This window comes from Erysipelothrix sp. HDW6B (assembly GCF_011301115.1).
GTDB classification, from domain to species: domain Bacteria; phylum Bacillota_I; class Bacilli_A; order Erysipelotrichales; family Erysipelotrichaceae; genus Erysipelothrix; species Erysipelothrix anatis.
In genome coordinates, this window is sequence record NZ_CP049860.1 from 1399623 (window position 1) to 1418335 (window position 18713).

Annotated in this window: 15 protein-coding genes; all 15 read right to left on the minus strand. The window is 34.2% G+C overall.

Annotated elements, in window-relative coordinates; all coding sequences use genetic code 11:
• Window positions 1-311: 311 nt before the first annotated feature.
• Window positions 312-2384, minus strand: coding sequence for a heavy metal translocating P-type ATPase (locus G7061_RS06870; protein ID WP_166120025.1), 2073 nt, complete (start codon window positions 2382-2384; stop codon window positions 312-314).
• A complete protein-coding gene (locus tag G7061_RS06875) occupies window positions 2374-2724 on the minus strand; it encodes a metalloregulator ArsR/SmtB family transcription factor (RefSeq protein ID WP_166120028.1) in 351 nt (116 codons plus the stop codon). The genes G7061_RS06870 and G7061_RS06875 overlap by 11 nt, the downstream gene beginning before the upstream one ends.
• Before the next feature lie 708 nt (window positions 2725-3432).
• Window positions 3433-5682 (minus strand): bifunctional glutamate--cysteine ligase GshA/glutathione synthetase GshB, encoded by a 2250-nt coding sequence (gene gshAB, locus G7061_RS06880; RefSeq protein WP_166120032.1) that lies wholly within the window; start codon window positions 5680-5682, stop codon window positions 3433-3435.
• Window positions 5672-7018 (minus strand): MATE family efflux transporter, encoded by a 1347-nt coding sequence (locus tag G7061_RS06885; protein WP_166120036.1) that lies wholly within the window; start codon window positions 7016-7018, stop codon window positions 5672-5674. Before G7061_RS06885 ends, gshAB begins: the two co-directional genes overlap by 11 nt.
• 27 nt (window positions 7019-7045) lie before the next feature.
• Window positions 7046-7348, minus strand: coding sequence for a helix-turn-helix transcriptional regulator (locus G7061_RS06890; protein WP_166120040.1), 303 nt, complete (start codon window positions 7346-7348; stop codon window positions 7046-7048).
• 79 nt (window positions 7349-7427) lie between these two features.
• Window positions 7428-7835: an arsenate reductase ArsC gene (locus tag G7061_RS06895; protein WP_166120043.1), complete on the minus strand. Its 408-nt coding sequence runs from the start codon at window positions 7833-7835 to the stop codon at window positions 7428-7430.
• Window positions 7836-7912: 77 nt separating this feature from the next.
• Window positions 7913-8950, minus strand: a complete 1038-nt coding sequence (gene arsB / locus G7061_RS06900) for an ACR3 family arsenite efflux transporter (protein ID WP_205700088.1) — start codon at window positions 8948-8950, stop codon at window positions 7913-7915.
• Window positions 8951-9053: 103 nt separating this feature from the next.
• The gene (gene arsA, locus G7061_RS06905) at window positions 9054-10790 is read right to left on the minus strand and encodes an arsenical pump-driving ATPase (RefSeq protein WP_205700089.1); all 1737 of its coding nucleotides are present in this window, start codon (window positions 10788-10790) and stop codon (window positions 9054-9056) included.
• A 1-nt stretch (window position 10791) separates the two neighbouring features.
• A complete protein-coding gene (gene arsD, locus G7061_RS06910; RefSeq protein WP_205700090.1) occupies window positions 10792-11088 on the minus strand; it encodes an arsenite efflux transporter metallochaperone ArsD in 297 nt (98 codons plus the stop codon).
• Window positions 11089-11584: 496 nt separating this feature from the next.
• Window positions 11585-11791 carry a DpnD/PcfM family protein gene (locus tag G7061_RS06915; protein ID WP_166120046.1) on the minus strand — a complete coding sequence of 69 codons (207 nt, stop codon included), beginning with the start codon at window positions 11789-11791 and terminating at the stop codon, window positions 11585-11587.
• Between the two features lie 234 nt (window positions 11792-12025).
• Window positions 12026-12469, minus strand: coding sequence for a hypothetical protein (locus G7061_RS06920; protein ID WP_166120049.1), 444 nt, complete (start codon window positions 12467-12469; stop codon window positions 12026-12028).
• Window positions 12462-12797, minus strand: a complete 336-nt coding sequence (locus G7061_RS06925; RefSeq protein ID WP_166120052.1) for a hypothetical protein — start codon at window positions 12795-12797, stop codon at window positions 12462-12464. The genes G7061_RS06920 and G7061_RS06925 overlap by 8 nt, the downstream gene beginning before the upstream one ends.
• A gap of 131 nt (window positions 12798-12928) precedes the next feature.
• Window positions 12929-13204, minus strand: a complete 276-nt coding sequence (locus G7061_RS06930) for a hypothetical protein (RefSeq protein WP_166120055.1) — start codon at window positions 13202-13204, stop codon at window positions 12929-12931.
• A 459-nt stretch (window positions 13205-13663) separates the two neighbouring features.
• Entirely contained in the window at window positions 13664-15853 is a 2190-nt protein-coding gene (locus tag G7061_RS06935; protein WP_166120058.1) for a type IV secretory system conjugative DNA transfer family protein, read from the minus strand.
• Entirely contained in the window at window positions 15837-18713 is a 2877-nt protein-coding gene (locus tag G7061_RS06940) for an SEL1-like repeat protein (protein WP_166120062.1), read from the minus strand. The genes G7061_RS06935 and G7061_RS06940 overlap by 17 nt, the downstream gene beginning before the upstream one ends.

The window sequence follows — 18713 nt, forward strand, 5'->3', positions numbered from 1 at the left end:
TAAAGATATTATATACTAAATAACAATTTTAGTGAAGAAACAGTTGTAAATTAGTTGTGTTTTAGTTGATACATACCTTTCTATTCTTCAGATACTATATACTTATCTAAATGTATGTTACTACCCGGTCGTATAGTGATAACTATTTTATACATTGGTTCTTGCATAATAATTACATTAGAAGTACATGATGATATTCACTAGTAAACATTGATTTAAGATACTTAAATATAGTATCTAAATGCTTGCTGGAATTGTATAAAAAATCAACCCGATAAAACTGAGTTGATTTTTCCTATTAGACATTAAAATTATTTAATTCTTGTCAATCTCATACCATTTAAAGTTACTAATAAGGTCGCTCCCATATCAGCCACAATTGCTAGCCAGAGAGTCAGCCAACCAGGAATTATCAAAAGTACGGCGATTAACTTAATAAGTAGCGAAAAGCTAATATTCTGTTTGATTACTTTACTTGTCATTCTGCTCAATTTAATAGTAAATGGCAATTTGGATAGATCGTCACCCATCAGAACTATGTCTGCAGTTTCTATAGCAGTATCAGTCCCTGCACCTCCAAGAGTTATACCAACATTAGAAAGGGCTAATGCCGGTGCATCATTCACTCCATCGCCAACCATAGCAACACTTGAATATTCATTTTTAAGCGATTGTACAGCTTCAAGTTTTTGCTCAGGAAGCAGATCTCCCATAACAACATCTATACCAAGATTGTTTGCAATTGCCTCTGCGGTTATCTGATTATCTCCTGTTAACATGACAGTTTTCATTATTCCAATATCTTCCAGTTTTTCAATAACTTGATAACTGCTTTCTCTCGGCTGATCTGCGATTGCAATTATCGTCAAGACATTTTCAAATGTTCCAAAAACAATGACTGTTTTCCCTTCTCCTTGCCATAAATTGATTCTTTCATTCATCTCATCTTGCTTTTTCAATTGCTGAAAAAACATTTTTGGACTTCCAACATAATACGTTAAATGATCAATATCTCCCTGAATTCCTTTTCCAGTTAAAGATGTAAAATTCAAAATCTCTAAGTCCAAAAAATTAATACCCTTATGCTCTGCCATACTAATCACAGCATTCGCAAGAGGATGTTGTGAGTGCTTTTCTAATGCGGCAATGTAACTTAAATACACTTCATTACCATATATATCTGTTACTTCCGGGATACCTCTTGTTAATGTACCCGTCTTATCAAAAGCAATTGCATTAACATTTCCAAGTTCTTCTAGGTGAATTCCGCCTTTAATAAGAACGCCTTGCTTAGCAGCATTAGAAATTGCAGACACTATTGAGACCGGTGTCGATATAACTAAAGAACATGGACAACCAACGACTAATAAAGATAGACCTTGATACAGAGATACACTCCAATCAACCACTAAAAAGAATGGTGGAACTATTATCACGATAACTGATAGTATCAATATAGATGGAGTATAGTATCTAGCAAATGCATCAACAAATTTTTGTGCAGGTGCTTTTTCGTTTTGTGCATTTTCAACTAAATTAATAATTTTAGAAATAGTATTATCCTCTACTAGATGACTAACAATAATTTTTAAATAGCCTTCTTCATTCAAAGTACCTGCAAAGACATGGTCTCCCTTTACTTTTGCGACCGGTAAAGATTCTCCCGTAATTGCCGCCTGATTAATTGTGGATTCACCAAAAACTACTTCACCATCCATCGGTATTTGCTGTCCTGGTTTAACGATGATTATATCCCCTACAACTAAACTAGAAACATCGACATCGATTTCTTGGTCATCTCTAATTACAACCGCTGTTTTCGGAACTACATTCATAAGCGATGTAATTGATTTTCTGGCTTTATCCATCGAGTATTTCTCAAGAGCTTCACTCAAAGAAAAGAGTAAAACTACAACAGCCCCTTCAGCCCACTCTCCAATCACAGTTGCGCCTATGATTGCAATAGTCATTAATGTCTGCATAGTAAAATTGAACTTAAATAAGTCTTTAAAACCTTCAATAAACAGAGTAAAACCACCAAAAATGATTGAACTTAAAAATAGAATTACACTTACACTATGATTAGTTCTATTTGTAAAGAGAGCTAAAACAAAAAAAACAATAGATAATACTACATTCCAATTATCAAGTAACAATGGCTTATTCGTTGTTTGTGATTGATCTCGATAATTCTTAATGACCAATTTTTCAAAAGCACCCGCTTTCGTTATCTCTTCGATTGAGGTTTCACCTGTCACTTCAATTATTCCCGCTCCAAAATTTACGTTTGCAAATTCAACCCCATCAAGTTGCTTTACATTTTCTTCAAATTTCAATGCACACGATGCACAACTCATTCCTTCAATTTTGTACTTATTTTTCATAGAACATCTTCACCTCATAATTCAAAAAATCGCAAATTGTTTTATTAGCCAATGAATAGTACGCTAATTTCCCGTCTCTTTCTGACTTTAGTACACCCAATTTTTTTAAAGTCTGTAGATGATGAGATGTTGTAGCATTTGTTGCCTCAATTACGTTAGCCAGATCGCAAACGCAAAGTCTTTCCTGAATACTGAGTGCAAATAGTATCTTTAATCGATTCTCATCTGCAAGTGCTTTGTACATATTCAGTCTAGATTCAATATTTATACTTTTGATATAAACACTTGCCTCTTCCACTTGCTTTTCATGAACAACTTTTATTTCGCAAATATCTTTCATAGTTCACCTCATTCAAATTAACACTTGAATGATATCACAAATTCAATCAAATGTACATTTGATTGAATGAATTTTAAGGTGTAGGTATCATAGATGTACTTTGATTCAATACAATTCACTACTTTATTTCTACTATTAATATTTATTTAACATGAAAGTTGATTTAAAAAATTTAATTAGTTGATATACTAACCATTTATGTTTTTATTTTACAGATAATATCCCACATATTCTTTGTCGGTCTAAAAGTCGAAATTTCTCTTCTGTTATTTTTACATTTTCTTTTAAAGATATACGACAGTGACATCTCTTATTTCAAAACGGCAGAGCTCACAAGAAGCCATCGCAGTAAATTGCTTAGAGAATGTGCAGTATATCGCCGCACTAGCATTTTCATAGGTTTCCTGTATTTTTTGTTATTTACCAAGTGCTGAATAGTCCTACTTGATACACCTGAAGACTGATTATCGTCACTATTTTCTATGCCCTTTGCAAAATTGTTTGTTTCGTAATTATTTACTATCTCCTATTTATAATCCACCCTATATAGGCTTATATTTTTAGATAACTGATCGTCAGAATCGCAGTTTCATAATCAATCATCTCCTAAGTCTCAACAACTATCAGTACATTAAAGTTATTTTTCGAATATAGTTTGATAAAAAAAGCAGTGCTATAACACTGCTCACTTAAGACTTATACCGCTCACTACTTAAACAATGCTTGCAGAATTCTATCTCCAGCATATCTGTTTTTTCCAATATATGGATAACAATGTATATGAATTGCTGGGTTAAAGTTCAATTCAATAATTGTATGATTCTCATCATCAGCTGGAGACTTTATATCTTGAATTATCATATCCACTCCGCAAATATTAGCACCTATCGCACTAACTGCTCTAATTGCTTTATTCTTATATGAAATATGTACATCATCCGTAAAGTCTATGCTGTCTCCACCAGTGCTAATATTGGAATTTTCTCGTAAATAAATTCTTTCTTTTTCTGCTGGAATAGAGTCCAAGGTGAGTCCTTGTTTTCTCAAATAGTCAATCAATATAACATCCGTATCAATTACTTCTAAAGGCGTAACATATCCTCGTCCTCGCAATGGATCTAAGTTTTTACTTTCAATGAGTTCACCAATCGTTGACTTACCATTTCCAATTACATTAGCGGCTTCTCTATTTAATACACCAATAACCTCGCCATCAATTACAAGAAAGCGGTACTCTTTGCCACTATGAAATTCCTCTACCAAGACTGTATCGTCATGCTCGAAAGCAAATTCAATCGCTTTCGTGTATTCTTCTCGAGAATAAGGTTCTTTTAGGATTGTAATTCCGATTCCAAAATTCGTATTATTTGGTTTAATTACTGTTAACCTATCATTTCTACTGTCTTCGAACGCAGATAATGCATCTTTTATTGATGTAAAAGCATATCCTTCTGGAACATTGATTCCGACTTTACTAAGAATGTACTTCGTGACATTTTTATTTTCCATCGCTAATACGCTGCCATATCTATCTAGATTCGTTTTGGTGGCTTGCTTAACAAAATGAGATTGACCTGTTGTTCGATTTTCAAGAAATATGAAGTTTTCCCTCTCATCCAAAATTTTAAACTGAACACCCATTTTAATCGCAGATTTCAATAGAATTTTAGTTGAGAGCTCTAGTGATTCATAGCCATAAAAATTATATGGATTCATTAGTGCACGCTTCTTCGCTTCCTTTGCTTTATCCAAGTGATAAGTAATGTAATCGCTTGTTGATACACCTTTTAGAATTTTATCCGCGTAGCCGAAGCCTGGGGTAAGTCTATATTCGATATTCTTAATGATTGCTGAGTAGTCATAATATTCAATATCTGATTCTGCCAGTACGTTTTCAAGATTCTTAATAAGATCATTCGCCTCGTCGTCTAAGTCATAAATGCTAGATTTATCATTTTGCTTCCACGAAGTACCATCATTTGCAATGATTGATTTAAACTCCGCTTCTATTTGAGATGATTCGTCAAACTCGAAATCCTCTAATGTAGAAAAATAGACAAACATCATGTGTAAGAACTTTAGATCTTCCAAATTGACACCGTGCTCTAACTCTGGATTGAGGTCAATAAATCTTAATTCTAAATACTTGGCATTTCCATCATCGTCAGTCTTAATTCGGACCGCCTCATAAACTTCACTCTCATTTATAAGCACACCATTATCAATGTGAGCAGATATGCTTTTCTTATAATTCGATAAACTTGAATAATCATATGTTAAAAACTCATTATTTCGGTATCCACAAAGACTATTCCTTAGTGATTGCATACCTTCAGAGATACAGTTCTCTTTGTAATCGTGCCCGACTAACTGAACACATCGATCTGAGAACGATGAGTGGAATACGGGACCCGCAGCAGTTAAACGAATAAATAACCATCGATACTTCATAAAGTACTTCGCAACCTGCAGATATAAACGATTTTGGAATTCAATTCTGGATTCACAGTTATTACTATTCAAATCGTTTATATAACTATCTGAAAATGATAGATTAAAATGAATACCTGATAAAACTGATTTCTTCCTACCATATTTAAGAGCCAAATACTCCCGATAATCCTTCTTGTCTGAGTCCGAATAGTTGGCAATAAGTATCTCAGATTCATCTGGAAGAATTGGTGGATTACTTTGTGGCCATAACAATTCATCCCCGATTGAAGTGAGTACAACATTCTTAATATTTACAAGGAAATCCAATGCCTCGTTAACTGTAGAGCATGGTGGGGTAATCATTTCGATTTGTGACTCCGAGAAGTCTCTCGAAATGAAAGGATTATCCTCTTTAAAATATTTAGTATGATCTGTTGATGAAAGTCTTCCGTTGCTATCTATACGCAAACTCTCCATTTCTAATCCAAATTGACCTTTAAATGCGTTCCATCTATTAATTGACATACAATTTTCCCTTTTTATCTGAAAGCACCAGTTTAAACCAAGCTACTAAGATAATTCCTTTCAAAATACTGCTAATACTTATACTCCACCAAACACCGTTTAATCCATATATTCTAGATAGATATAAAGCCATTGGGATTCTAAGAATTGTCAGAGCTATAGAAACTATAGGAGGTACATACGTTTTTCCAATACCATTAAACGCTCCAACAGTTAAAAGTTCTAGACACATGAACACTTGCGAAATACCAATCGCGGTCATGTAACCAACCCCTAAATCAATAATTTGTTGTTCTCTTATAAAAATCGAGAATATCTGTCTAGGAAAAACTATAAAAATAAGTGAGATGAGTAAACCAAAAACCACAACGAAATTAAATGCAAAGTTATACCCTTCAATAACCCTGTCTTTGGATTTTCTTCCATAGTTTTGACCCACAAAAGTTGTCATTGCTCCTTGAAGCCCACCAATCGTTACATAGCTAATCGACTCAATTTGGACGCCAATTTTTTGCACAGCAATTGCTTCTGCTCCAAATGATACAATAATTTTTGCCATCACCATCGATATGTAAATAAACAAAACTCTTTGAATTGTAACTGGAAACCCCATCTTAAACACTTCGATACTCTTACTTAGATCAAATTTTGAAACTATACTTTCTTTTATAATTTGATTCGAACTTAGAATAAGAATCATCAATATAATGAGGCGGGATATATTTGTAGCCCATGCCGCTCCAACAATTCCCATTGCTGGAAAAATACCAACTCCAAAAATCATGAGTGGATCAAGCAAAATATTCAAAATAAGCCCTATGGAGTTGGCTTTAAATGTAACTTTGGTCTCCCCAAAGCTTGTGAAGACAGTGGTCATTACTGTCGTAAGAAAAAGAAGTGGCACTCCATAGAGTGAAGCTATTAAATAGTCTTTAGCCATAGATTCAATCCGAATATCATTAATTCCAAAATACGAAATTAATTGTTCAGAAAGTATGAAGACTACAAAAACATAGATAATTGATATTAGTAACGAGGCCAAGACACCATTTTTAATATATGATTTCACTTCTTCTGTATCTTTTGTACCAATTGAATGGGCAATCTTCACACCCGTTCCAACCACAACTATCGTTGTCAAAGCTGTGGCTAGATTAATATAAAAACTGGCAGTTCCAATCGCACTTACGGCTCCACTACCAAGCTTTCCAACCCATATCATGTCAATTATTCCCAAAGCAGTTTGGATTAAATTGGATATAACAATAGGTAGGGATAGTCCTACAATTGCAGTTCGGATATCACCAGTCAATATATCGATATTATTTTTTTTCATTTTCACCATCCTAGCCAAATCAGCACATTAACAAGCATCTAATTCTCTTGTGATTGGGTCAACAGATAACAAATCTGAAGTAAGTTTTTGAATTTCTCTAATTGAGGCCTTGTTAAGATAGTAACGTGTCCAGTTTCCGTCTTTTTTACTTTCAACAATTCCTGAATCAACGAGTATTTTCATGTGGTATGAAAGCGTTGGTTGGGTTATATTGAACGCTTCAAGAATGTGACATGCACATAAATTCTCTTTAGATAACATATTGATGATTCTTAAACGTGTTTCATCGGACATTGCCTTGAAAAGCAATGCGTAGTCTGCATTTTTCATTATACTTTTCCCTCCATATTAACTATACATATGCCTACCGAGTAGGTTATTTAAACTTAAAGAGATGCTAATGCATCCCTTAAAGTATCTTGCCACTTTCAATTCGTTGCTTCAAATCGATGATTTTTTCTTCAACTAACTTGAGCGTATTCTCAAATGTTTCTTTACCTTTACCTGATGGATCATCGAGTCCCCAATCTTCACGATGCTTACTCGGCAAGTAAGGACAATCGACGTTGCATCCCATTGTTATGACTATATCGACTGTCGGAATCTCAGCAATTAACTTGGATTGCTGTGTTGAATTCATATCAATATTGTATTTTTCCTTTATTAATGAAACTGCATCTTGGTTAATCTGAGGCTTTGTTTCAGTACCCGCTGAATAAGATTCAAATGTTTCTGATGCTAAAATCTTTCCGACAGCCTCTGCCATCTGGCTTCTGCATGAATTGTGCACGCAGATAAATGCTACTTTTGGTTTCATATTTTCTCCTTTTAAACCTTCATCGATATCTATATTATATCAATTTTTTTCGTATCTAATAGCTTAATTTAGTGGGATTACTCAGGGAAGTAATGTTTCGTGTTGTTGGCAATTTTAACCAGAATCAACATAATTGGAACCTCTGTTAACACCCCGACTATTGTAGCCAACGCTACAGGTGACTGAGCACCAAACAATGCAATAGCAACTGCAACGGAAAGTTCAAAGAAATTAGAGGCGCCAATCATCCCAGCAGGCGCGGCAATACAATGCGGAAGTTTTAGCTGTTTAGACGCTCCATATGCGATGAAGAATATCAAGAACGTTTGAATCGTAAGTGGAACGGCTATCAATAAAATATGCAGTGGATTTGCAAGTATTACCTCCCCTTGGAAACTGAAAATAAAGGTCAATGTCAATAAAAGACCTATCATTGTTGACGAGTCAAACTTTTTAATAAAGACTGTATTAAAATAGTCTTGCCCTTTTTTCTTAACTACATAGTGTCTCGTCAAAACACCAGCAATCAGTGGAACGACAACAAATAATACCACTGATAGTATCAGTGTATTCAACGGTACGCCAACGTTTCCAACACCTAAGAGCAATGCTACAATCGGAACAAAGGCAAAAAGTATAATTAAATCATTAGTCGCAACTTGAGCTACAGTATAGCTAGCATCACCGTCTGTAAGATAACTCCATACGAAGACCATGGCAGTACACGGAGCGGCACCAAGAAGGACTGCCCCAGCTAGGTAATCACTCGCTAACTCTGCAGGTATTAATGCTTTAAAAACAATAAAGAAAAAGAAATATGAAATTGCATACATCGTGAATGGTTTTATTAACCAGTTAACGATCCATGTTACGTACAGTCCTTTAGGATTTTTCTTAATTTGTTTTATGCTTGTAAAATCGACTTTCATCATCATAGGATAAACCATTATCCAAATGAGTATTGCCATGGGAATTGACACTTTAGCATATTCAAATTTATTTAAGAAAGACGGAATTCCGGGCAAAAATTTACCTATACTAACTCCAATTACCATACATATCAACACCCATAACGAAAGATGCCTTTCAAAAAAACTCATTTTGTTACGTTTCATTTTATCTATATCCAAATTAGAAAAACCTATTTGGACTCCTCCTATCATTAATTTTCGATATTCAAATGCGAGTTGTGCAACTTCTATGAGATCGTTCAGTCACTCATAGTTTACTTAAATTACCTTCGTTAATATCCGCTTGTTGCCAGTCCGTAACTGCAACTTTTCTTCTATTAACTTCTAAGACTTTATTTACCCATCGTCTTTCATTATTTTGTTTCGTTTGCATGAAAGTTGATAAATTACTATATCTCGCAATCGACGCATTTATAAGCCACCAATTTGTAAATATACCTGCACGCTTTAAGTCTTTTTCCAGTCTATTAGCTTCATAGTATGGTGTTGCTTCAGCTAGTGATACAATTATAACTTCAGTATGTAATTTATCTTTCAATTTAGGAAGCAACCTGGAAATTGAATTTCTAGAGTGCTCACTAACATTTTTCATTTCTTTATCATAACTTTCCGCTGATTCTAGGAGAAGTAATGTATGTCCTGTAGGTGCAGTATCTATAACAATGATTTCATCATTAGATCTATCAACAATCTCTGCAAATTCTCTAAATACTGCAATTTCTTGAGTACATGGCGATCTAAGATCTTCCTCGATGTAGTCCAAATCAGCGTTTCCTAGCTCATTCTTCGCAGTATTTAAAACTTCATTTTTGTACTTTTCAAGAACATTATTTTCATCAATTTCGACTATTGATAAATTTTCATGTTCTTTGATTACATACTTCAGATGATTAGCCGGATCTGTAGTAGTTAACACTACTTTTTTTCCTCTTTTTGATAATTCAAGAGCAATAGATGAGGCTATTGTTGTCTTACCTACGCCTCCTTTACCCATTGTGAAGATAATTTTTTTATTGCTTCTATCTAAATCATCTATCAAATCATTAAGACTGTATACATCATTTAACTGAGTCAGTTCAATTGACTGTTTACTTTCTTGTGATGTATAGAAGTTTTCCAAATCTTTTGATTCATATATACTAGAGGATTTTAATGGTAAAAAGAATGATTTCATTTCTTTAAGGTATGTAGAAACGTTATCCAAAACGCGTTGTTGTTTTAATAAAATACTTTTTTCCAAATCATCGTTATTCGTTTGCATAACACCATTGATAATTAAAATTTGATTCGTAATATCGATATCTCTAAGTTCTTTCGATGATCTTTCCGCTTCTACCATTGGAGTTTCCTCAGGGCGAGTAACCAATACTAGAGTAGTTTCACTTTCGTTTTTTAAAACATCAACTGATTTACTATATTTTTCTCTATTTTCATCAAGACCTGACAATTGTCCCAAACAAGAAGCTCCATGAGTGCTTTCATCAATGAAAGAATTCCATGCTGACGGCAATTCAAGCATTCTCAAAGTATGACCAGTTGGTGCAGTATCGAAAATAATCTTATCGAATTTTTTGTTAATTTCTTCATTTGTGAGAAATTCAGTGAACTCATTAAATGCAGCAATTTCTGTTGTACAAGATCCAGATAATTGTTCTTCCATATCAGAAATTACATCGCTTGGTAACAGATTAATATACGGTGTTATTACTGATGCTCTATAATCTTCTGCTGCCTGTTCGGGATCTAAGTTAACAATGTGAAGATTTTTGTATATTTCTGATTTCGTTGGTTTAGAAGAAAGATTGATTCCAAACACATCCTGTAAGTTTGATGCAGGGTCTGTACTGATTAGTAAGACGTTCTCTCCATTCTTAGCTAAATTAATGGCAGTTGAGCAAGCAATTGTTGTTTTACCAACACCTCCTTTTCCAGTAAAAAATGTATATTTCGACTTAATATAGGAAGGGTCAAATTTTTCTATCATCTTACTCACCAATTAACTCATTAATTTCTAAATCAGTTGGATAACCAGCAGTTTTAACTACTTTTCCATTAATTAACGTGATTGGTAAAATTTGTTTTCCTCCGACTAGTAAACGAGCCACCTCTGCATTATTTACAAATGCACTAGGAGTGGAAGATAGATTGAAACGCTCAATATCGATTCCTTTCCCCTGCAATTTATCTACAATTGTGGAGATTCTCAGTAATTCCTTATCCACATTAGCTCCGCATACTCCTGTTGAACAGCACATCGCTGGTTCGTAAATTTCAATTTTCATAATAATCTCCTTTTCTTGATATACATAGAATACTCTCTATATAGACATTTGTCAATATCGAAGAATGTCAATATAGTTTTAGTATTTTTGAAAAGCAAATCTAGTAAACCCAAACAGTTCTTTGTAAGTTATGGTAAGTATTATGTAAAGCTGTGAACATATATGACTTTTCTACCATCATCAGTTTTAATAGAATATATTTTCTATAAAATGTAACCTAAATTTGGGTATCATTCCAAGATTTTGTTCGTCTTGTTTATACCTTTAATAGTAAATTTAATTGTAGTTTCTGTTTAAGAGACAAATCCTTTTCATTATAGTTATCTGATGGGCGTCTTGTATAAAATCAGAGACTTCATCGTGAAGTATAACGTGTCGAACAGACCGTTATAAGCGAACTAAGTGAGCGATCTTCATGGTGTAGTCTCATACAAATTTTATACATGGTGCCCCGCGCGACACTATTCTATGACACTGAGAAAGTGAGCAAGCTTGCTCACTTAGTTTTTTCAACATGTTCAATGATAATATCTACACCAGTAAAATCGGTATCACAAAGCACAATTTCACACTCCTTATACTTACCACGTACTTCATTATAGGCTCTTTCTTTCGCGTCATCACTGTCGCGACACTCAACATTCGCTTTGATTACTTTTTCTAATGTTTCTTGAATGATTACCGTAACTTCATATCTACTCATAAATCTCTCCAATCTCATATTCAAGGGTATTTCGATTTTGAAAAACACAAAATGCACATTCCTCAACATTTACATTAAACCTATAATAATTTGGCAATGCAGGACAACGACAACTAATCGAAATCACAGATGCGTCCGCGAACGTTGCTCTCATGTACTCAATTGCACTCCCTTTCATCTGACTAGATGAAAGGGTTGTGCAGTTGTCATTCAAGTATTGAATGAATTGTTCAATCATGACATATGCTCATTATCTGATATTTTAATTTCGCATGTATGAGCATGATTTTCATAGTGCTCATCATATGTAGTTGATATATCTCGATTTAGAAGTTCTTCAGAGTTTTGATAATCTAGGAATGTTCTTTCCAAACTATCATATATACGAGTATTCATATTCTCAACTTTTATACCCTTATCCATGCAAAGCATTGCTTTCATGAATAACTTAGGGCTTTCTTTTTGAAGTGCTTGAAGTTGCCCAAGTATTGCGTTGAGCAATATACATTCCATAGTGCTATCTTGAGCCATCATTTCAAGCACTTCTTGCTGAAGCAATTTTTGGTAGTGTGCTTTCGGTACTTCAGTATTTTCATGCAGATAAGTCATATCTGTAATCTTTTGAGCCATTTTGCTCACTGGTAACTTAACAAACTCATCAATGTATTTTTTACTCATGTTCTTCGCTCCTAATATATTCTTTAATAGTCTGGTTAATATCATCAAAAATTTCACTTCCCAATTCGAGTGATAACTGCAAATACTTGCAGTTATTACTCGATATGTAAGTCGTGTTCTCTAAGACTTGAAGATTGGAATTTTCATACATGTAAAACCACCAATCAATTAAGTCGTAAAGTTCACTAAGTATATGCTCAGGTAGTGGTTTTTCATCATTTGTCATTTCATGATGAAGTTCGTTTAACCATTCAACAGTTCTGTAGATTGATTGATTATTTACTTCTTTATTATCAATCATGCCTACAAAGTCATTGATTATTCTCATTTTGATGCCTTACCTTTTTTTATCATTTTTGAGTTCTTCAGATAGCATGTTCATTTTTTTTAGTTCCTGTAAAATCTCATTCATTGTCCAAATCATGGTTTCATAAAACTTTTGCTCCAACACTGGCTTACTTACCACCCACACCAGTAAATAATGTCATACAATTCTGCACTATATTTATCAAGAATTAGTCTGGTTACGTTTTGCAAAAGTTGAATATCTTCATAGTAATATTCATCACAATCTGTCGAACCATAAAAGAAACCTGCAGTAGGTGGTAGAAGTTCAAAACTTACTTCATCCGATTTACTATCTAAAATCTTAGTCGCAATTTCATGAAGATTTTCGATAGTTGTGATTGGTATTATTTCATCTACAGTATTCTGCACATCATGTACACGTTCCATATACCCTTGAAGGGCATTGAACTTTCTAAATACGGCAAGCCTATCTACTTGCGAATTATCAATTTTACTTCTAACACTTAAAGTATGGTCTAAACCCATATATATCATTGCTCCATTTTCTAGGCTAGGCTCTATCCCTTTGCCACCCAATACGCACCACTTGGAAAGATTGATGCAAAACTCATGGAGAATGGAACGGAAGTCGCACGAGTGCGGGTGAAGTATGAACGTAGTGAATGGATCCATTTGCAATGAGCGCGTGAGTAAAATTTTTAGAAAACAAGTACTTTCGTTTTCTAAAAAATTTACGAATTTTGCATCGAGAATGGAAAGTGGTAAGTTACGGGTGGCAAAGTTAAGCATGTGGTTTTAGAACACAACGTGTTCATAATTAGGGAAGTGCGCTTGTCGCACATCCTTTGAGCAATAAAAAAAAGCCCTGGAGATTTCCAGGGCTTCTTACTTACTAATGAATTTTGAAATAGTTTTATTATTACTGCCTTCTTCAAGAATATTGAATTCCTTGGATCCTTTATGTTCTGCACTTTTCTTCCGACCAGTGTTTTCTTCAATACTTCTTTTTTTCCACTCAAGTTGAATATTGAAATATTCTGCAGGTCGTTTAGAAACAGGTTTAGTATCCCAGACTGGTTCCTCATAGAATGAGTATAAATTAAAGGGTGGTAACTTTGAAATAAATGGGTTCCACTCAATAGTATTAACAAGTGAACGACCTTTCTCAAATGACTTAAGGCGCTCTGCTGTAACAACAGGACGTTCAATGAAGTCTTTTTTCTTTTTACTATACACCAACTCATTTCCTGATAGCTCACTAAATCGCTTTCTCGTTGATTCAGTTTGAGAACCTAAATAAATTACATTCGTTGAGTTATCTTCAATGATTTTCGCAATTTTAGGCTCATACTTATCCTCAAGTTGCTCGAATGACTGAATGAATGCATTGATTCTAACACCACGAGAACGCGCTGCACCATATAATGCTTCGATATCCATGATCTCTGGTAATAGACCCATTTCATCAATTATCCAGTTCATTGGAATATCAAGCCGTTGCTCTGCTGGATTATCTCGTGTATCTTTGATAGCAACTTCATACAGTTGTTTTAGAAATAACGTTACTAACGGATAGTACGTTGAACGTTCATCATGTGTCTTCAGGAATATTGCAGTCTTCTCTTTGAAAATTTGCTCCATATCAAAAGTAGTATTTGATGTCATATTCATGATATTGTCATTAGCCGTTAATAGCGATACTTTATTCATAAATACAGACTTCAGTGATGGCTTAACGTTACCATCCGCATTGAGATAAATAGCAAGTTTTCTCACGGACTCAGAATCAACGTCACGATACTTATTGAGGTATTTCTTGAGTAACGGCATTCCTGATGAATCTGCATCATCTCCCAGTTCGATGAGATATCGTGCTGTCTTAGCATTGACATGTTCATCAATCCCCTCTTCCATTGCAAAAAGCGCACCACCTGCAAACATATCACCTGCACCCATATGCCAAAATGGGTCTTTTGCATCTTCTTCCCAGGTTAATGCATGCGATACTGCCATCACAAGCTCAACAGCATCACTAACGTTGGAATATTTGTAACCTTGTTTATACTTTTCTGCTTCAGGTATACGAACCATTCGCATTCCTTCAGGGACAATTTGATTTCCTTTTACTGTTTCCGGATGTAAGATGTTTTTTTGGTAAAAACTCTCTTCAGTATTTGTTCTTTTATTTTTGACTGTTACAATTTCCCATGTTTCCATTTCTTTATCAATTGCTTTCTTCCATTCTTTGTATGCAACGTCTAAAGGGTTCCATCCATCAGAACTTTTTGGATCTACAAAATCAATCACAATAACTTTATATCCAGCAATTTCAAGTGCTCTTCGCGTTAAAGCATCAATCTCTCGTTTAGGATCATGAACGACTATACTTTCACCCGCATAAATATAACTGTAGACCATTAATAAAACATAGGTAAAGGTCTTTCCTCGACCAGTCGAGCCAACAAAGAGTGAATGTTGATCTCCTGTCAGATACCATACTTTATCAAAATTTCCAATCAGCCAATACTTCCGCATAGCCATGACAGGGATACCACCAACTATTATCTCATTACCATTATCATCAAACTTAATTTCATTCCACCGTTTAGTCGCTGGAAGTAGAAAGTGTGTTACATATTTGTTCACATGATGTGCAATAACAGTTTTTAAACGATACCATTGTTTTAAGATGCCCGTCTCGACTACTTCAGTAGTTTCTCCATTTCGAGCATACTTAATTAATGTAGTACCACGTCTTCGCTCAAATTTCGTAAGTAATCTTGCATAACTTTTTTTGTCATATTTACTTCTTTTCCCAATTTTAATGTTATCACTGATCGAATTTAGAAGTAATGTTAAGAATGACAATCCGATGAGTATTAAAGCAATTGCACTCAATACATCACTACGCCAGACTCGAGTAATATCCAATGTGAACCACATAGATGGTTTATTATTTGTATGTTCTAGCATGGGTAATATTTCTGTATTCCAGTACTGAACATTGGATAAGAAAAAGAGTATCGTTAAGCACGATACTCCAAATACAATTAATTTTTTAAAGAATTTTACCATATTTCTGTTGCTCTCTTTCTTTTTCTGTTTCCAGGTAATCATCAAGTCCTTGTCTCACAATTCTTTTGACTTCAGCATCCGAACGCTTAATAGCAGCTAACGCAGAATTGATTGAGCTTTTCGCGTTACTAAAGTTGTTTGTGTTTGATTTTGTATAGTCATTTGAATAGTAATCAATTGACTCTTTAACTTTCAAATCAAGTGTCTCATTATAGACTTGCTGAAGCATTTCCACTCCACGTTCTTTGCTGAAGACAGGACTATCTTTATCTAAATACATGAATGCCATTGTTTTAGCAGATTCATGATCCCCTTTTTTAACTCGTTCCATGAGGAACTTTTGCATTGTTAAGTATTCAAAGTAGTTTTTATCTTTCAGATTCATGTAGATGTATTTGGTAGTTGCGTAGTCATGTCCTTCATGAGCGAGACTTTTATACATATTCTTCGCAAGTTTTTTATCCTTATCAACACCTAGTCCCTTTTCATACATTTGAGCGATTCTAAATTTAAAGAAAGGCACATTGTTTTTCAGTTTTATTTCTTGTTCCATTAATTCAAAAGACTTTAAATAGTAAACACTCGAAACTTCAGGGTTACTGTCTTTCATCAGCTCTGCATACTTGTAAGCTCCATATACATTTCCAAGTTCTGCAGATAATTCTAAATAGCGCAACGCTTGTCCCAACTCCTGTGCTGAAGTATATCCCTTATACAATTTGTAAGTGATGTTTTTATCGGATTGATAATCCTCAATCGAACTTAGATAACTAATTCCTAAATAAATATCTTCACGTTCGACACTCTTCAGCAATCGACTCCCTTCGTAGTTAAGTATGTTTTCATCTTTCGCCTGCAGTAATTCATTTTTATACTTTGTTGCAAGATGTTCAAGATTTGAAAGATTGTTTTTCTCAACGTATTTTATGAAAAATCGTTTTGCGTGGATATTTCCTAGTTCAGTAGATTTGATTAAGTAATCTAGCCCCTCTTTTTTGTCAACCCCAACTGTCTTTTCATCCAAGATAATCCGAGCTATTTTATACTGAAGAGCATCATCTTCAGTATCTTTTAAATATTCCTTAAAACCATGAAGCGCAATTTCGTATAGTCGCTTTGAACTTTCGATATCTTCATTTTCAATATGTTTTGCTAGTGAGTACGTTGCATACGGGTTACCCAAGCCAGATGATTTTTGATATAGAGTTTTAGCTGTATCAATATCAACGTCTCCTCCGTATCCACGTTCATATAGTGTCCCTAAACTATAGAGTGCGAACTTATTTGATGATGCAATCGAAAGATGAGCTCTTGCTTTGAGATAGTCGATTTCTGTACCATTACCATACATATAATATTTACCAATTCGATAATTTAGATACTCAATCATCCAACCAGTTTCTTCTTCAGTCGAAGAAAGTATAGACTCAAAGCCTTGAAGTGCTTCAGTATATTTCTCATTACTAAATTCTAAAGATTGAGCATCTTCTCGATTTCCGTAAACTTTTGCCAAATCATTAATTGCAAGAACATTTAATTCATCCGCTTCCTGAGTAAGAAGTATTTCCGCTTTTTCAAGATCGTAATCAGTCCTTTTATTTTTATACAAAAGAGCCAACGCATCTTTATATTTCGGACTCCAGTTTATATGGGGCATTTTATTATCCTCATTTATAGAGATATGGTCACCTGAAGGATTATCGTCATCAATCATAGAAACATCATTGAGTTCATCATCAAATGAGTCACTTAAGATTTCTTCCGGTTCGTGTTCATCAATTCCCTGATAACAATCTAGTTGTTCATTACTTTCAAAAGTGCCTGTGGAATTTGATTTATAACTTTTGAAGTTAGAAAGAATATTGTTAGCAATCACTTTTCTAATTTTTGATTTTTCACTATCCTGCATATTCGTAACTTTCTCATTGAGATGTTCTTCATAGACTAAATCGAGATCGCTAAAATTTTGCATTAAGTTTTCAAAATCTTCTTTAACATATTCGTGTTCTAATACCATTGTAACTATATCGTCAATTTCTTCCCTATACGGAATCATGTTGCTTGAACCATACTGCAGTCTTCCACTTGAAGGTAATTTATCAAATAATTTTTGGATGCTATCCTCAATCTGTTTATCTTGTTTCGATGAAACAATCGTAATGCTTTTGCTTTGTAAAAGTTGTTTACTTGATTGAAGCAATTTCATATTTTGTTTGAAAGCCATGTCCGTCCCTAATATTAAACGTTCCCGTTCTTTCATTTCAGTGAGCATATATCGTTTGAATTCTTTAAGTTCACCCAGTGTAAAAGTTCCTTTTTCACGTGTGACGTTTTTTTCAAGAAATACCAGGTGTACATGCGGATGATTTTTATTGTTATGATAGTTCATCCACCAGATCATATTTGTTGGTTCTAAACCAACATGCTTGAAGAATTTGTTCAAAGTGTTCTTTGTAATTTGCGCATAGTCTTCAGCATTAAATAATCCATATTGAGAAGCAGTTGCATAATCCTTAAATGATTGCACTGGCAACCATGCGATTTTATCTTCGTCCTGAAAATTTTTCGCAACATAATTTCTAAACTGTGTCATTTCTTGTTTTGATTCAATCCAACCTTCATGTGTGTACGTTTTAGTTGCACCCGTTCGTTCTGTTGAATATTTATAATAGCCACCTGGGCTATAATCCATTTCTTGTTTTTGATTATCGTTAGCATTTTCTCGTGAAGTATATCTTGAATATCCAACTAATGACTCAGTTGAGACAATCCCTTTTTTTCCTTTAGGATCTAGCGACTTAGGATAAGAACTTCCGTTCTTTATGAAAGCCATCATATTTACTAAATCTGGTGAAGCCAT

Excerpts from the sequence above, each read along its gene's own strand:
- G7061_RS06925 (WP_166120052.1), bottom strand. The coding sequence starts at position 12,797 with ATGAGAATAATCAATGACTTTGTAGGCATGATTGATAATAAAGAAGTA.
- G7061_RS06915 (WP_166120046.1), bottom strand. The coding sequence starts at position 11,791 with ATGAGTAGATATGAAGTTACGGTAATCATTCAAGAAACATTAGAAAAA.
- G7061_RS06920 (WP_166120049.1), bottom strand. The coding sequence starts at position 12,469 with ATGAGTAAAAAATACATTGATGAGTTTGTTAAGTTACCAGTGAGCAAA.
- arsA (WP_205700089.1), bottom strand. The coding sequence starts at position 10,790 with ATGATAGAAAAATTTGACCCTTCCTATATTAAGTCGAAATATACATTT.
- arsB (WP_205700088.1), bottom strand. The coding sequence starts at position 8,950 with ATGAAACGTAACAAAATGAGTTTTTTTGAAAGGCATCTTTCGTTATGG.
- G7061_RS06935 (WP_166120058.1), bottom strand. The coding sequence starts at position 15,853 with ATGGTAAAATTCTTTAAAAAATTAATTGTATTTGGAGTATCGTGCTTA.
- G7061_RS06940 (WP_166120062.1), bottom strand. The coding sequence starts at position 18,713 with ATGGCTTCACCAGATTTAGTAAATATGATGGCTTTCATAAAGAACGGA.
- G7061_RS06890 (WP_166120040.1), bottom strand. The coding sequence starts at position 7,348 with ATGAAAAATGCAGACTACGCATTGCTTTTCAAGGCAATGTCCGATGAA.
- G7061_RS06930 (WP_166120055.1), bottom strand. The coding sequence starts at position 13,204 with ATGGAACGTGTACATGATGTGCAGAATACTGTAGATGAAATAATACCA.
- G7061_RS06885 (WP_166120036.1), bottom strand. The coding sequence starts at position 7,018 with ATGAAAAAAAATAATATCGATATATTGACTGGTGATATCCGAACTGCA.
- G7061_RS06895 (WP_166120043.1), bottom strand. The coding sequence starts at position 7,835 with ATGAAACCAAAAGTAGCATTTATCTGCGTGCACAATTCATGCAGAAGC.
- G7061_RS06870 (WP_166120025.1), bottom strand. The coding sequence starts at position 2,384 with ATGAAAAATAAGTACAAAATTGAAGGAATGAGTTGTGCATCGTGTGCA.
- gshAB (WP_166120032.1), bottom strand. The coding sequence starts at position 5,682 with ATGTCAATTAATAGATGGAACGCATTTAAAGGTCAATTTGGATTAGAA.
- G7061_RS06875 (WP_166120028.1), bottom strand. The coding sequence starts at position 2,724 with ATGAAAGATATTTGCGAAATAAAAGTTGTTCATGAAAAGCAAGTGGAA.
- arsD (WP_205700090.1), bottom strand. The coding sequence starts at position 11,088 with ATGAAAATTGAAATTTACGAACCAGCGATGTGCTGTTCAACAGGAGTA.